This window comes from Clavibacter rahimiani (genome assembly GCF_052654495.1).
This window is the reverse complement of sequence record NZ_CP199790.1, coordinates 1,677,219-1,692,015: the sequence shown is the minus strand read 5'-3', so window position 1 is coordinate 1,692,015 and position 14,797 is coordinate 1,677,219. Positions and strand designations below refer to the sequence as shown.

Sequence of the window (14,797 nt, the reverse complement as noted above, 5' to 3'; positions counted from 1 at the left end):
CCGGTGTCGGCGGCCAGGCCTGCTATCAGCGACTGCCGTATGAGCGACGGCGCGGGGCCCTGTGGCCGACCCTCGTGGCGATGATTTGTTCGCGACCCGTCGGATCAGGCGGGCCGTCAGGTGCCGTCCGCCTGCGAGAGGCGACTATGAGGAGGCTGATTAGGATCACGGCTAGCGTGCTCGTCGCCTGCAGGAGCGAACCGCGCAGCAGGATGAGCATGTAGAACGACAGGATGGCCGCTGTGATGGAGGCCACTCCTGCGCTCTCAAGGGACCGGTGGACGCTACCGTCGGCACTCTTGAGGACGTAGCCGAGAATGAGGAACAGGATCACAACGCCGCCCCAGCCGCCGCTCATAAATGCTTCGGCCCAAAACGGCGCCGAGAGATTCTCGAAGTTATACCCGCGGAACTGAGCGATCAGGACGCCGGTGTCGATCGGCTTGTCCGGCCACAGGGTGCGCGGTACCCAGAAGACGAAGGGACCGAGGAGCTGCTTCCCCCAAACGAAGCCCTCCGACGCCGCGTAGTTGACGGAGTTGACGATCTGCGCGAAGGAGTCGTAGTCGCCGCTGTTGACGAAGGCGGATGCTCCGAGCTCGGATGAGGTGCTGGTCGTCTCGCGTCGGAAGATCGCGAAGAGCGGGAAGGCGGCCAGGAGCAGGAACACCAATGAGCTCATCGATAAGCGGGCTCTAGTGCGCGTCTTGAACCCGCCCGCGAGGACCAGCAAGCTGAAGGCCATGGTGCCGAACAGGTACCGAGACGAGCTGAAGATGTTGATGGCGAAGACCACCGCGAGGAGGGCTGCCGGCAGCATCAGCGTGAAGCTCCGCGCGGTTCCAGTAGTGCTCCTCTCGGAGCGGCGGTAAAGAGCCATCGCGTGAACGCATACGAGGAGGGGAAGCGTCGCCGCCGAGGAGATGATCGTCGCCGTGCTGGGGTCGGGGAATGCGAGGCTCCGGGCGGCGCCCATTTCTTCGCGGCTTGATAGGAACGTGGCGAACCCGATCCGGGACACGTAATAGGCCCAGCCGACGAAGCCAACGGTGGCGAGAAGCGTGATCCGGGTGCGGTCGAGGGTCCATCTCCGCGCGTTCGACTCTGGCGCCAGCGCCACGTGCGCTTCGGGACGGGTACCCCGGAGTCTCCCCACGAGCCCGCCACCGAACATGGCACACACCAGGCCCACGATGACGATCGCGAGCGCCGCGGGCACGTATTCCAGCCTTATATCGGGGGTGGTGCCGGGGAAGCGCCTTGTCAGGATCTGCGCGAACGTGGGCAGCGTGACGAAGACGTAAGCGAACAGCCAGAAGGCGAACGTGAAGAGGCTCTGGCGCCCGGCTCCGATCACGAAGGAGAGCCTCGCGCCGCTGAGGATCAGCGAGACAAGGGACATACCCAGCTCAAGGGGCACAGCGCCGCTGGTGTCGTAGGGCACCGTGGCGAAGACGCCCAGGGGGACGACTCCGCACAGGGTGAGGGTCAGAAGCGTGCTGATGAGCCCGTAGGCCAGTCCCCCGGTCGGCGCGGCCGGAGTGGTGACCAGCTCGCTCGTCCCGACGCGCGGGGGGATGGCCGGTGATCGACGTGCGACGTTCACGCTTCCTCGCTTCGCTCGTATGCCCTGAGCAGCGTCTCGACTACGGCGGAGATGCCGAGGTCCTCGTCTAGGCTCCTACGCATCCCAGCGGCGACCTCCGCGCGCGTCTCCGGTGATGAGAGGAGCAGAGCGACAGCGGACGCCAGGCCGTCCGGGGAGCCATCCGTCACCAGCGCGGCGCCAGCGGCGCGGAGCTCGGCGGCGATACCGCAGTCCTCGGTGAGGACCACGGGGGTCCCGACGGCCAGGGCCTCGAGCACTGTCATCGGGAACACCTCACGCACGCTCGGCAGCACGTAGACGTCCGCCGCCGCCAGACGCTCGGTGGAGGCGCCGGGTGCGATGCTGCCCTCGTGCACCAGGGGCAGGCCCGGACGCGCGGCGATGAACGCCGTCAACGCGGGGAGGTCGCCCTCGTCGGGGCCGACCACGGCGAAGCGCGCCCGGACGCCGCGCTCGTGCAGCAGGGCGGCCATCGCCGCGAACGCGAGCACGCGCTTGCGGGGGTGCAGCCGGGCCAGGAAGAGGACCTCGGGAACCGCATCCGGCTCCCGGTGCCGGGTGACCGACACCGGCGCCACGCCGTTGCGGACCCGGACGACGCGCGCGTCTCCGCGGGACACGCCGCCGAGCGCCTCCTCCTCGGCGTCCGTGAGCGCCAGCACGGCTCGTGCGCCCACGAGGACGCGGCGGACCGCGACGGCGTCGAGGATCCGCGACTTGGCGCGTGCGTCGGCCGTCACCATGCCGTGGGTCTGCAGCACGTACGGCACGCCCGCCCGTCGGCCGACCTCGGCGGCCGAGAGGGCCAGGAGGTGCCGACCGAGGTGGATGTGGACGACGTCGAACTCGCGGACGTGACGCCTCAGCCCCGCGATCATGGCTGGAGAGACCAGTCCGCTGAACCCGAGGCCGGGGAGCGCGCGCGCACGGAACAGGCGCACGTCGACACCATTCACGGCGAGGTCGACCTCGCCGTCCCATCCCGCGACGAGCATGACGCGGTGGCCCTGCCGCGCGAGCTCCCGGCACTGTTCCACGGCCACCGCGACGGGACCGCCGAACGCGCCGTCTGCGGAGACGTAGGGCAGGACGTGGGCGATGCGCAGAGGGCGCGTCACGATGCGGCGAACCGCGAGCCGACGACCGCGCAGTCCGGCCCGGACACGACGGCGTCCGCGGGCACGTCGCCCGCGACCACGGTCATCGGGCGGGCGAGCGCCGAGCGGCCCACGTGCGCGCCGCCGAGCACCAGGCAGCGCGAGGTGATCCACGCTCCCGGCTCGATGACGATAGGGCGCGTGATCAGGGCCATGTCCCGGCGGTGCGCGTGGCTGCCCGTCGTGAGCATCGTCTCCTGGGAGAGGACGACGTCATGGCCGATCGTGATGAGGTCCTGGTTGTGGAACCAGACGCCCTCGCCGATCCAGGAGCGGTCGCCGATGCGGAGCTTCCACGGGAACTTTACCCGCGTGCGCGGTCGGAAGACGACGCCCTCGCCGATCTCGGCCCCGAACGCGCGGAGCGCCCGGACGCGGAGGCCCGAGCTGATCTGCCACGGGTTCGTGACGAGCAGCAGCTCGACGACGGCCCACAGGTACACCGTGCGCTTCGGGCGGTCCCAGGCCTGGTGCTCGCCGGGGGCGCGTGACAGGTCGATCACGGGGACGTCCGTCGCGGCGTCGTGCGCCGCCGTCACGCGGGCACCCCGGCGCCGAGGAGTGCGAGCGACTGGGCGAACCGCACGTAGCGGGCGTGCGCGCTCACGGGCGAGTAGCGGTTCTGGAACATCCGCTCCGCCGCCGTGGTGAGGTGCGCGGCCTGCGCGACGTCGCAGCGCAGGTCCTGCGCCGCCTGCAGGAGCCGCTCGGGGTCGCCGGGCGGGATGATCGAGGCGGCGCCGTGCTCGCTTACGACGCTCTCCGTGATCCCGCCGTCCTCGACGGCCGCGATGATGGGCCGCTTGCAGCTCGTGTACGAGGTGAGCTTCGACGGCATGCTCATCTCGCGCACGCCGGGCTTCTCGTTGAGCAGGAGCGCGTCCGCCGCGGCCAGCGCGTACGGGTAGTCGTCGCCGTCGAGCGGCGGCACGAAGCGGAGCGAGCGGATCCCCTCGGCCTGCGCCTCGAGCGCGGCCCGCTGGTTGCCGTCGCCGACGAGGACGAACTCGATGCCGAGGTCGCGGGTGTCGGACAGGCGCGCGGCCTCGACGACCGACTCCAGCCCCTGCTTCATGCCCATGTTGCCGGTGTGGACGACGGTGAACGCGTCGGCCGTCCAGCCGAGGCGGGCGCGCGCGGCGGCGGTGGAGACGTCCACCGGCGTGATGTGCGTGAAGTTCGGCAGGCCGGTGATGCACCGCTCGTCGATCCCCTGCTCGATGAGCAGGTCGCCGAAGCGGGGCGTGATGACGCCGATGCGGTCGGCGCGGCGGAGCAGCGTGTACTCCCCGGACGCGATGAGGCGCGAGGCGCGGCCGCCCGTGGTGCCGGACTCCCCCGCGGCGTTGCCCGTCAGGTCCTGCACGAGCACGCCGAACGGGCGGCGGCCGTGGCCGAGCGCACCCGCGGCGAGGCCGGCGAGCGACGGCGTGACGGCGATGACGATGTCGCTCGTGTCGCGCCGCACCTCCCGGAGCGCCCCCTGCAGGAAGCTGGCCTCGAGCTTGGCGCGGCCCTGGAGGTCCGGCGTCGCGGGGATGCTGTGGCGGACGCGGGTGATGCGGACGCCGTCGCGCATCTCCTCCCAGCGTCGGCCCTCGGCGTAGCGCTCGTCCTGCAGCTTCCACTGCGGATAGTGCGGTATCCCGGTGACGACGTGCACCGTCGCCCCCGCGTCGGTGAGCGCCTCGGCCATCGCGGTCGTGTACGGCGCGATGCCCGTGGTCTCCGGCCAGTAGTTGATGCCGATCAGGCAGACGCTCAGGCCCCCCAGATCCGGCGCCGTCTGCGTGCGCGCAGCGTCGGTCGTGCTCAAATCCCCCATGAGGTCATTGTGACGCCTAAAGGTTTCGATGTCGTTAACGCGCCGCGCGCCGCCGTCCCCCGATTGCCGTCGCGGGCCGCCCTCGGGTTAGATTCGTGCGGACGGGAGACCGCGCCGGGCACGCGCCCCGCCGTCGCCCGATCGCATCGCATGAGAATCTGGGGGGATCCATGGCCAAGAAGGCCTTCATCACGGGCATCACGGGGCAGGACGGCTCGTACCTCGCCGAGCTGCTGCTCAGCAAGGGCTACGAGGTCCACGGCCTCATCCGCCGTTCGTCGACGTTCAACACGTCGCGCATCGACCACCTCTACCAGGACCCGCACGAGCAAGGCGCGAAGCTCTTCCTGCACTACGGCGACCTGAGCGACGGCTCGCGCCTCACCACGCTGATGATGCAGATCCAGCCGGACGAGGTCTACAACCTCGCGGCGCAGTCCCACGTGCGCGTCTCGTTCGACGAGCCCGAGCACACGGCCGACACGACCGGCACCGGCACCATCCGCCTGCTCGAGGCCGTGCGCCTCTCGGGCATCGAGACCCGCTTCTACCAGGCCTCCTCGAGCGAGCTCTACGGGGCCACTCCCCCGCCGCAGAACGAGACCACGCCGTTCTACCCGCGCTCGCCCTACGGCGCCGCCAAGCTCTACAGCTTCTGGATCACGAAGAACTACCGCGAGGCGTACGACATGTTCGCCGTGAACGGGATCCTCTTCAACCACGAGTCGCCCCGCCGCGGCGAGACCTTCGTCACCCGCAAGATCACGCGCGCCGTCGCCGCCATCCAGGCCGGCAAGCAGGACCACGTCTACCTCGGCAACCTCGACAGCATCCGCGACTGGGGCTACGCCGCCGAGTACGTGGAGGGCATGTGGCGCATGCTGCAGGTCGACGAGCCCGACGACTTCGTGCTCGCGACCGGCGGCAACTTCACGGTGCGCGACTTCCTGGAGACCGCGTTCTCGCACGCGGGCCTCGAGTGGTCCGAGCACGTGCGCTTCGACCCGCGCTACCTCCGCCCCACCGAGGTCGACGCGCTCGTCGGCGACGCCTCGAAGGCGCGCGAGAAGCTCGGCTGGGAGGCCACGGTCGACACCACGATGCTGGCCCGCATCATGGTCGACGCCGACATCGCCGCGCTCGCCTCCGAGGGCAGCCCCTGGATCGACACGGTGCGCCTCGCCAGCTGGGGCACGGCCGAGCCGGCCCCGGTCCAGGCATGACCGCGGCCCCCGCGTCCACCGGCGACGAGCGCGACGCCGTCGCCTTCACGCCCGCGCCACTCGACCGGTCGGCCAGGATCTACGTGGCGGGGCACCGCGGACTCGTCGGCTCGGCGATCGTCCGCCGGCTCGAGGCCGAGGGCTTCACCGACATCGTGGGCCGCACCTCCGCGGAGCTCGACCTCAAGGACCGCGACGCCGTCTTCGCGTTCTTCGCGGCCGAGCGGCCGGTGCACGTGGTGCTCGCCGCGGCCAAGGTCGGCGGGATCCTCGCGAACAGCACCTACCCCGTGGACTTCCTCAGCGACAACCTGCGGATCCAGGTCAACGTGCTCGACGCCGCCCTCGCCCACGGCGTCGATCGGCTGCTGTTCCTCGGGTCGTCCTGCATCTATCCGAAGCTCGCGCCGCAGCCCATCACCGAGGACAGCCTCCTCACCGGGCACCTCGAGCCGACCAACGACGCGTACGCGATCGCGAAGATCGCCGGGATCATGCAGATCCAGGCCGTGCGGCGCCAGTACGGCCTGCCGTGGATCTCGGCCATGCCGACGAACCTCTACGGCCCCGGCGACAACTTCTCGCCGCAGGGATCGCACGTGCTGCCGGCGCTCATCCGCCGCTACGACGAGGCCCGCGCGTCGGGCGCCGAGTCGGTGACGAACTGGGGCACCGGCACGCCGCGCCGCGAGTTCCTGCACGTCGACGACATGGCCGCCGCGTGCCTCCACCTGATGGAGCACTACGACGGGCCCGAGCAGGTCAACGTCGGCACGGGCAGCGACGTCACGATCCGCGAGATCGCGGAGACCATCGCGCGCGTCGTCGGCTTCGAGGGCCGCACCGAGTGGGACACGACGAAGCCCGACGGCACCCCGCAGAAGCTGCTCGACGTCTCCAAGCTCGCCGACGCCGGGTGGACCTCCTCCATCGGCCTCGACGAGGGCCTGCGCTCCACGGTCGAGTGGTACCGGGAGCACATCACGACGCTGCGGGAGTAGCGGGTGTCGATGCGGCGTCCCTACGTCGTCGCGTCACTGAACGATCAGACGAGAGACCGTCCCAGAGACAGGTGCTGCCATGTCCGTATTCCTCATCTACACCTTCCGGGAGCCCGAACTCCTCGCCCGCACGATTCGGAGGCTCGCTCCACATCCGGTCATCGTGCATGTCGACGAGAAGGTGGATCAGGCGCCCTTCACCGCCGCCATCGCGGCCGAGGACAAAAATCGCGTCGAATTCATCGCGGATCGTGTACGTGTCAACTGGGGCGGATACTCGCAGGTCGAGGCCATTAGGCGTCTCGTGCAGGCCGGGATATCCCGGGCGCGGCCGGATGAATACCTCGCCCTGCTCTCCGGTCAGGACTACCCGATCCGGCCCGTGACGGAGCTGGAGGAGATGTTCGCCGGCTCCGCGGGGAAGCAGTTCCTGCGGTACTTCGACGTCGCGGGATCCGAAGAGAAGTACACCTCGCAGGTGGACCGCCGATACCACCGCGACCTCTCCCTCCTCAGCACCCGGACGACGGACGCCCGGCTGAGGCGCGCCCGCAACCTCGCGATCCGCGCGCTGGAGGCCGGATCCCGTGTCGCGGGCCCCCTGCGACCGCCGGCGGGCTTCCGCGTCGCGCACGGCGTGACCCACTTCGCCATGACGGCGGACTTCGCAGCGCACCTCGAGTCGTCGGTGACGCCCGAGCTCGAGCGGTACTTCCGACGAATCTTCGTCGCGGAGGAGAAATTCTACCAGTCGCTCGCCCTCAGCTCCCCCCGCGGACGTGAGACCGGCGGTGCGGAACCGGATGGGTCAGAGCCCTATGCGGGACCCGGCAACTGGCGCTACGCCAACCTCCACCACATCGACCCGTCGCTGACGAAGGTCTACACGGAGGCTGATTGGACGGAAGTAGCCGGCTCCTCCGCTTACTTCCTCCGCAAGTTGGAGATGAGGCGATCAGCCACGCTACTCGATCGTATCGATGGAGAACTCTTAAGTGCTGGGCCTGGCGCGACGCTTTAGACACCCGAGGCGTTTGGGTGTGTCGGGCACATCTGGATGCAGTGACCGCCTACTATTCCTTACGTGGGGAATCGCAGGCGTAGAAGTGACAGCACGGCATGGGGCATCGGTGGAGTTGCTGCCCTAGCAGCGCTTGTCGTCGGGCTGTCCTCTTTCGCTCTAGGTAGCGGCGCGGACGTTGCTCCGAACGCTGGCACCGTCCCGCGATCTGAGGGCTCCACTGCGAGTACCGGACCAGCGGTCATCGAAGCGTCGAACCGGGCTGTCGTGATCGGTGACTCGTACGCTCAAGGAGTAGGGGCCACCAGTAAGGCCAGGTCCTTCCCGTCTCTGCTTGCCGACCGCATGGGCTGGGAACTGACCAACCTCGCTCGCGGCGGTACCGGCTACATCACCACTTCGGACGTCAACGGTTGCGGGCTAGACGTGTGCCCGAACTACCGTCAGATGATTCCCGCCATCGTCGCCGCGCAACCCACATTCGTTGTAGTCACGGGCGGTCGAAACGATCGACCCTCTGACGACCTTACGCGGCAGATTCAAGCCTTTTACCGCGATCTGCGCGTTGCCCTCCCGGACGCGGAGATCTATGCAACTTCACCTTTGACGGACGAAGGCGCTGCACCTGATTCGTTCCAGGGCCTAGCGACGACGATCAAGGAGGCTGCCGAGCGCAACAGCGCCACATATCTCGATCTAGGGCAGCCCTTGGAAGGGCGCCCCGAGTTCATCGCGAAGGATGGTGTCCACCCGAACGATGACGGGCACGCGGCGATCGCGGGTTCGATCCAGCCGCCAGCTGCTTAGGTGCAGCCTTCGGCGGGCCCGTCCTCATCGGATGCCGCGCCTCGAACTTCGGTTGTAGACACATCTCGGCATGATTCGAGGGACTGAGCGGGTGCGCGAGGAACTACGAAACCGCTCATCGGGTACCCGACTTCGACACGCCGTCCGCACGTGAGCGACAGTGGTCCTGGATGAGCTGTATGGATCCGAAAACCGACGGCTCGCTGGAGGAACTGCTCGACGTGTCCAAGCTCGACGACGCCGGGTGGACCTCGTCCATCGTCCTTGACTAGGGCCTCCGTTCGACGGTCGAGTGGGACGGGAGGCACGCACATTATGACGCTGCGGAAGTAGCCCGTCCTCCCGCTCGATACGACGGCCGTCACGCGTCCGCGCGTCTTACGGCTAGCCTGTGTTTTCCGACCCGCGGGCCGGTCGGGCGAGCGGCGTGTGCGGATCAGGCGGGGGCGCCCGCCAGCGCCTCGTCGAGCATCTGCCGGAACGCCGGCGTGATCACGGACGCGTACTGCGGCGTGGTGTGCACGCTGTCGCGCTTCGTGGGCGTGCTCCCGACGAACGACGGGCACTCCTCCTCCCAGCAGAAGAGCGGGGACGTGTCGAGGTACGCGACGCCGAGCGCGGTGGCCGCGTCCTCCTGGGCGCGGTCCCCCACCTTCCAGGCGCCGGGGATGGCGGCCTGGCAGTCGGCGGGCGTGGACACCTTGGTGGCGCACGTCTCGAGCGGCTGGCCGACGGGCGGCGACGAGACGAGGACGACCTGGCCGACGCTCTCCCGGACCTTGCCGACGGTGCTCTGCACGCCCGCCGACCACTCGGTCACCGCAGCGTCGCCGGTGGCCTTCGAGGCGAGCTTCAGCACCTGGCCGTAGCTGTTGCTCACGAAGAGGATCTCCGGCTTCTCCTCCTGGATCGCGGCGACGGCCGCGTCGCGGAACTCCAGGCAGCCGCCCTTCGTGGAGGCGTCCGGGAACTCCCAGTCCACGTCCATGACGGCGCAGCCGGCGTAGGTGAGGCCGCGGATGTGGTGCGTCGCCTCGAAGAGCGCCCGCACGGTCGGCAGCAGCGTGATCCCCGTCGAGTCGCCGAGCACCATGACCGTCGGCTTCCGGCTGTCGCCGAAGGAGCACGAGCGCGGGTTCGCGATGTCGGTGCGGCCGCAGCCCTGGCCGTCCTCGACGGGGACGGCGGTCTTCTCCAGGCCGTCGATCGCCGGGTCGAGGGCGGGCCAGCTCGTGGCCTGCAGGGCGTCGCGGATCTGTCCCTGCAGGGCGCCGAGGGCCCCGTCGGCGAGGGCCGCCGTCTCGGCCGGCGTCTCCGCCTCGGCACCCGCCGACGGGCCGGTCGCGATCGACGACGCGTCCTGGATCTCCTGCTGGCGGACGACGGCGAGGCTGATGAAGGTGACGGTCAGGAGCGCGGCCGTGCCGATCGCGGTGGCCTTGGTCGTGGTCGAGACGCCGAAGCCCTTCTGGCGACGCGAGCGCTTCCTCTTGCGGCGTGCCGCGGCGCCCGGCTCCAGCCAGTGCGAGCGCCGGATGGGGTCCTCCAGGCCGTGGTACGAGAGCACGGAGAGGCCGAGGGTCAGCACGAGCACGATGATCGGGTAGCCGAGGCCCGCGGTGTCCGCGACGGCGGCGAGGATCACGATGACCGGGAAGTGCCAGAGGTAGAGCGAGTACGAGATGTCCCCGAGGTAGCGCGACACCGGGTTCGTGAGCGGCCAGAGGAAGCGCTGGCGACCGCCGGTGCCGCCGGCGATGACGAGCGCGGCACCGACGACCGGGATCGCGGATCCGGGGGCCGGGATGGGCGACGCGCTGCTGAGGGCGAACAGGCCGTACGCGATGACCGCGAGGCCGGCCCACGCGATCACCGGGCGGGCGGCGTCCGGGATGCGGGCGAGCAGGGGCGTGGCGACGGCGAGGAGCGCGCCGATGCCGAGCTCCCATGCGCGGGAGAACGTGGAGAAGTACGCGACGGCCGCGTTGCCCGCGGTGTCGACCATCGCCCAGGCGAAGGAGCCGACCGTGACGACGAGGAGGATCGCCGTGAGGATCCCCCGGTAGCGCCCGGGACCGCGGAACCGCAGCGAGAGCGCGAGGCCGAGGGTCAGGAGGATCGGCCAGACGACGTAGAACTGCTCCTCCACGCCGAGCGACCAGTAGTGCTGCACGGGCGAGACCGCGCTGTCGGCCGCCCAGTAGTCGGTGTCCGTCGCGGCGAAGCGCCAGTTGGCGACGAAGAAGAAGGCGGCGACGCTGTCCCACGCGATGGCGGAGGCGCGGCCGGAGAGGAAGACCATCCAGCTCGCGAGCACGGTCATGAGGAGCACGGCGGTCGAGGCGGGGAGGATGCGCTTGACGCGCTTGCGGTAGAAGTCGGCGAAGGAGATCCGCCCGAGCTTGTCGTGCTGGCGCAGCAGCAGCGACGTGATGATGAAGCCCGAGATGACGAAGAAGACGTCGACGCCCAGGAAGCCGCCGGACGGCCAGGCGAGGAGGTGGTCGAGGATGACCGCGACGACCGCGAGGGCGCGCAGGCCCTGGATGTCGCCGCGGAACGAGCGCGTGCTGGAGCCCTCGGGGGCCACGGCGTCGGGTCGGCGCGTGCGTGTGCTGCTGCTGGTCATCGTGTCCTCGCGGGTGGCGGCGGCGGGATCCGCGGGGGTGCGCGGACGCCTCGACGGCGGGTGGCCGGTGGCGGTCGCAGGCGGCGTCGGGGCCGCCGCGGCCGGGTGATTTCTTCGCCCATGGTATTCCAGCGGACATGCGCCTGGCGGTCTCGACGGCGCCGTGGTAAAGCGGCGGCGGACCCCAGTCCGAGGGGTCACGCGGCGAGGGCGCGGGAGCGGAGGGCGCGGGAGCGAAGGGCACCGAGCGCGGGTGGCGGTGCGCGGGTGGGGCGCGAGCGGGCGGCGCGTGCGCGGATCGCGGATGGGAGTAGGGCGGATGGGACTTGAACCCATGACCGACGGATTATGAGTCCGCTGCTCTGACCAGCTGAGCTACCGCCCCGGGGCGGACGGGCTAGGCGGCGCCGTGGCCGTCCGCGCGTCCGTGCGCCTCGTCCGTGACCGGGGTGGCCACGGACTCGCCACGATACAGGCTCTCGAACGTCGAGATCGTGCGCTCGATGTCGTGCGACGCGACCACCTGGAGGCTCTCGCGCTTCATCCGCTGGAGCTCCTCCTCGGGCGCCTCGAGCACCAGGCGGAGCTTCGCCGCGAGGTCGTCGGCGTCGCCCGGGCGGAAGAGGTAGCCGTTCTCGCCGTCGTGCACGAGGTGCGGGAGCGCCATGGCGTCGGCGGCGACGACGGGCAGCGCGGAGGCCATGGCCTCCATGGTGACGATGGACTGCAGCTCGGCGATGCTCGGCATCGCGAGGACGGTGGCGCGCGTGTACGCGTGACGCAGCTCCTCGTCGGTGACGTAGCCGGTGAACGTCGTGCGGTCGGCGATGCCGAGGTCGGACGCGAGCTTCTCGAGCGCGGTCTTCTGGTCGCCTCCGCCGACGATCTCGAGCTCGGCGTCGAGCGACGCGGGCAGCAGCGCGAACGCGCGGAGCAGCACGTCGATCTGCTTCTCCCCCGTGACCCGGCCGACGAACACGATGCGGTTGCGCGTGCGCGGCGCGAAGTCCGGCGTGTAGTTGGCGGCGTCGATGCCGCAGGAGATCGCGATGACGCCCTCGAGCCCCGTGTACCGCTCGAGGAACTGGGCGGCGCGCCGCGTGGGCGTGGTGACGGCCTCGGCGCGGCCGAAGGTGCGGCGGGCGGCCTTCCACGCCATCGTGATGGCCTTGTCCTGCCACGCGACCGGGAGCAGCGTGTGCTGGAGCATGTTCTCCGGCATGAAGTGGTTGGTGCCGATGATGCGGATGCCGCGCTTGGCGGCCTCGATGCTGAGGCCGCGGCCCGTGATGATGTGCGACTGGAAGTGGACGACGTCGGGCTGGACGGCGTCGAGGATCCGCGCGCTGTTCTGGTTGATGTGCCACGGCAGGGCGAATCGCAGCCAGTCGTGCGGGTACCAGCGCCAGCTGCGGAGGCGGTGCGCCGTGACCTCCTGGCCGTCGTGCACCTCGGTCCACGTGCCGTGCTTGCGGTTCGCGGCCGGGGCGACGATGTGCACCTCGTGCCCGCGTCGGACGAGACCTCCCGCGAGGCGCTCGGCGAAGCGCGCCGCGCCGTTCACGTCCGGCGGGAACGTGTCGGCGCCGATGAGGATGCGCAGCGGGCGATCGGAGGTCGCGGGCTCGCGCGGGGTCGTGTCCGAGGTGTTCGGCAAGAAGTGTCTCTCCAGTGGTGTCGGCGTCCGGCGTGCGCCACGTGGATCCGGGTGGCGCGGGCCGGGTGTCGGGAAGCACCGTATCGCACGGGTCCGCGCACGGGCCGACGGCGCACCGGGCGGCCCGGAGCCCGCGCGGGCGGTCGACGGCGACCGGGCGGAGGGCGCCCCGGCGCGTCAGGAGGCGTGCGGGTGGTGCTTCGCGAGCTGGAACACGCCGGCCACGGCCACGGCGCCCGCGACGAGGAAGGCCACGCCCGCGTAGAACGGGGCGTCGGCCGCCTCCCCCAGGACGGTGACGCCGATGCAGACGGCGACCAGCGGGTCGACGACCGTGAGGCCCGCGATGACGAGGTCCGGCGGGCCCGACGAGTACGCGGTCTGCACGAAGTACGCGCCGAGGAGCGTCGCCGCGATGAGCGCCACGATGCACACGGCCGTGAGCGCGTCGAAGTCGCCCGTGGTGAGGCGGTTGATGACGACCTTGGCGAGCGTCGCGACGAACCCGTAGAGCACGCCCGCGCTGATGATGTAGAAGATCGCGCGCACGTGGCGGCGGAAGTAGAGGAACAGGCCGCCGAGCACCACCAGCACGATGCCGAGGATCACGAGGATCGTGATGAGCTCGGGGGTCCGGATGGGCGTCTCCTTGGCGAAGACGGCCGCGAAGACCACGAAGAGGCCCACGCCGCCGATGCAGAGCGCGACCGCGCGCTTCGCCTTCAGGTCGAGCCGCACGCCGGTGGCGCGCGAGTTGAGGATGGCGGTGACCACGAGCGCCACCGCGCCGAGGGGCTGCACGACGATGAGCGGTGCCAGACGCAGGCTCGCGAGCTGGAACACGATGGCGAGGCCGAGCATCACGGTGCCGGCGACCCACGAGGGTCGACCCAGCAGCGCACCGAGCTGGCGGAGGCTGAGGCCCGAGGTGCTCTTGGTGCCGCGTGCCTCCATCTTCGCGACGCCCTGCGACTGCAGCTGCGCGCCCAGCGAGAGGAACACGGCGCCCACGAGCGCGATCGGGATGCCGAGCGCCTGGTACGGGGTCAGCGTGGCTGCCTGGAGCACGGGGCTGGCGTCGAAGGGCACGCCCCGACCCTACCCGGCGGCCCGCCTATCATCGGCAGCATGGCCGTCCTCCCGATCCGGATCACCGGAGACCCCGTCCTGCACGCCCGCGCCCGCGATGTCGAGGTGTTCGACGACGTCCTGCGGACGCTCGTCGCGGACATGTACGAGACCATGGACGAGGCGCCGGGCGTCGGCCTCGCGGCCCCGCAGGTGGGCGTGCCGCTGCGCGTCTTCGTCTACTCGTACGAGACCGAGGCGGGCGAGCCGCTGCGGGGCGTGGCCGTGAACCCCGACCTCTTCGTCACGCCCGTGCCGGTGCGCGAGGCCGACGACGACACCGAGGAGGAGGGCTGCCTGTCGTTCCCGGGCGAGCGCTTCCCGCTCGTGCGCGCCGAGCGGGCGATCCTCCGGGCGGTCGACCTCGACGGCACGCCGTTCGAGATCGAGGCCGAGGGGTGGTTCGCGCGCATCCTTCAACACGAGTTCGACCACCTCGACGGGTACCTCTACACCGACCGCCTCGCGCACGAGCACGCGAAGCCCGTGGCGAAGGTCATCCGCAAGAGCGGCTGGGGCGTGCCCGGCGTCTCCTGGCTCCCGGGGCGCGACCGCCTCGAGGACTGAGGGGACGCGCCCGGCCGACACGGAGGTGGGCGGAGGCGGCCGGATTCTTTGCTACGCTTTCCAGGTTGCTCCACGTGATCCTCGATAGCTCAATTGGCAGAGCAGCCGGCTGTTAACCGGCAGGTTGTTGGTTCGAGTCCAACTCGGGGAGCGAAGGCCTCGCGGCTCCACCC

At 70.3% G+C, this 14,797-nt stretch carries 12 protein-coding genes and 2 tRNA genes; 6 read left to right on the top strand and 8 right to left on the bottom strand.

Features of this window, described 5'->3' with window-relative positions:
• Positions 1-25: 25 nt before the first annotated feature.
• From ACT7CP_RS08035 to ACT7CP_RS08020, 4 genes are read right to left on the bottom strand one after another with little or no spacing between them, the layout of a single operon-like run.
• Positions 26-1,606: an O-antigen polymerase gene (locus tag ACT7CP_RS08035; RefSeq protein ID WP_445441830.1), complete on the bottom strand. Its 1,581-nt coding sequence runs from the start codon at positions 1,604-1,606 to the stop codon at positions 26-28.
• Entirely contained in the window at positions 1,603-2,727 is a 1,125-nt protein-coding gene (locus ACT7CP_RS08030) for a glycosyltransferase (protein WP_445441829.1), read from the bottom strand. The genes ACT7CP_RS08035 and ACT7CP_RS08030 overlap by 4 nt, the downstream gene beginning before the upstream one ends.
• Positions 2,724-3,305, bottom strand: coding sequence for an LbetaH domain-containing protein (locus tag ACT7CP_RS08025; RefSeq protein WP_445441828.1), 582 nt, complete (start codon positions 3,303-3,305; stop codon positions 2,724-2,726). Before ACT7CP_RS08025 ends, ACT7CP_RS08030 begins: the two co-directional genes overlap by 4 nt.
• The gene (locus ACT7CP_RS08020) at positions 3,302-4,591 is read right to left on the bottom strand and encodes a glycosyltransferase family 4 protein (RefSeq protein ID WP_445441827.1); all 1,290 of its coding nucleotides are present in this window, start codon (positions 4,589-4,591) and stop codon (positions 3,302-3,304) included. The genes ACT7CP_RS08025 and ACT7CP_RS08020 overlap by 4 nt, the downstream gene beginning before the upstream one ends.
• A gap of 170 nt (positions 4,592-4,761) precedes the next feature.
• On the opposite strand from ACT7CP_RS08020, the gene gmd reads away from it, so the two are divergent.
• From gmd to ACT7CP_RS08000, 4 genes are all read left to right on the top strand, one after another.
• Positions 4,762-5,814 carry a GDP-mannose 4,6-dehydratase gene (gene gmd / locus ACT7CP_RS08015; RefSeq protein ID WP_445441826.1) on the top strand — a complete coding sequence of 351 codons (1,053 nt, stop codon included), beginning with the start codon at positions 4,762-4,764 and terminating at the stop codon, positions 5,812-5,814.
• The gene (locus ACT7CP_RS08010; RefSeq protein ID WP_445441825.1) at positions 5,811-6,815 is read left to right on the top strand and encodes a GDP-L-fucose synthase family protein; all 1,005 of its coding nucleotides are present in this window, start codon (positions 5,811-5,813) and stop codon (positions 6,813-6,815) included. The genes gmd and ACT7CP_RS08010 overlap by 4 nt, the downstream gene beginning before the upstream one ends.
• A gap of 79 nt (positions 6,816-6,894) precedes the next feature.
• A complete protein-coding gene (locus ACT7CP_RS08005) occupies positions 6,895-7,836 on the top strand; it encodes a beta-1,6-N-acetylglucosaminyltransferase (protein ID WP_445441824.1) in 942 nt (313 codons plus the stop codon).
• Between the two features lie 63 nt (positions 7,837-7,899).
• Positions 7,900-8,643 (top strand): SGNH/GDSL hydrolase family protein, encoded by a 744-nt coding sequence (locus tag ACT7CP_RS08000; RefSeq protein ID WP_445441823.1) that lies wholly within the window; start codon positions 7,900-7,902, stop codon positions 8,641-8,643.
• A gap of 436 nt (positions 8,644-9,079) precedes the next feature.
• On the opposite strand, the gene ACT7CP_RS07995 is transcribed toward ACT7CP_RS08000, so the two are convergent.
• From ACT7CP_RS07995 to ACT7CP_RS07980, 4 genes are all read right to left on the bottom strand, one after another.
• Positions 9,080-11,272, bottom strand: coding sequence for an acyltransferase family protein (locus ACT7CP_RS07995; protein ID WP_445441822.1), 2,193 nt, complete (start codon positions 11,270-11,272; stop codon positions 9,080-9,082).
• A 311-nt stretch (positions 11,273-11,583) separates the two neighbouring features.
• Positions 11,584-11,657, bottom strand: a tRNA-Ile gene (locus tag ACT7CP_RS07990).
• A gap of 12 nt (positions 11,658-11,669) precedes the next feature.
• Positions 11,670-12,929 (bottom strand): glycosyltransferase, encoded by a 1,260-nt coding sequence (locus ACT7CP_RS07985; RefSeq protein ID WP_445441821.1) that lies wholly within the window; start codon positions 12,927-12,929, stop codon positions 11,670-11,672.
• Positions 12,930-13,106: 177 nt separating this feature from the next.
• Positions 13,107-14,018, bottom strand: a complete 912-nt coding sequence (locus tag ACT7CP_RS07980) for a DMT family transporter (RefSeq protein WP_413963040.1) — start codon at positions 14,016-14,018, stop codon at positions 13,107-13,109.
• Positions 14,019-14,057: 39 nt separating this feature from the next.
• Between ACT7CP_RS07980 and def the strand changes: the two genes are divergently transcribed.
• Together def and ACT7CP_RS07970 are read left to right on the top strand one after the other, a co-directional pair.
• Positions 14,058-14,624 carry a peptide deformylase gene (gene def / locus ACT7CP_RS07975; RefSeq protein WP_445441820.1) on the top strand — a complete coding sequence of 189 codons (567 nt, stop codon included), beginning with the start codon at positions 14,058-14,060 and terminating at the stop codon, positions 14,622-14,624.
• Between the two features lie 78 nt (positions 14,625-14,702).
• Positions 14,703-14,775, top strand: a tRNA-Asn gene (locus tag ACT7CP_RS07970).
• Positions 14,776-14,797 lie beyond the last annotated feature (22 nt).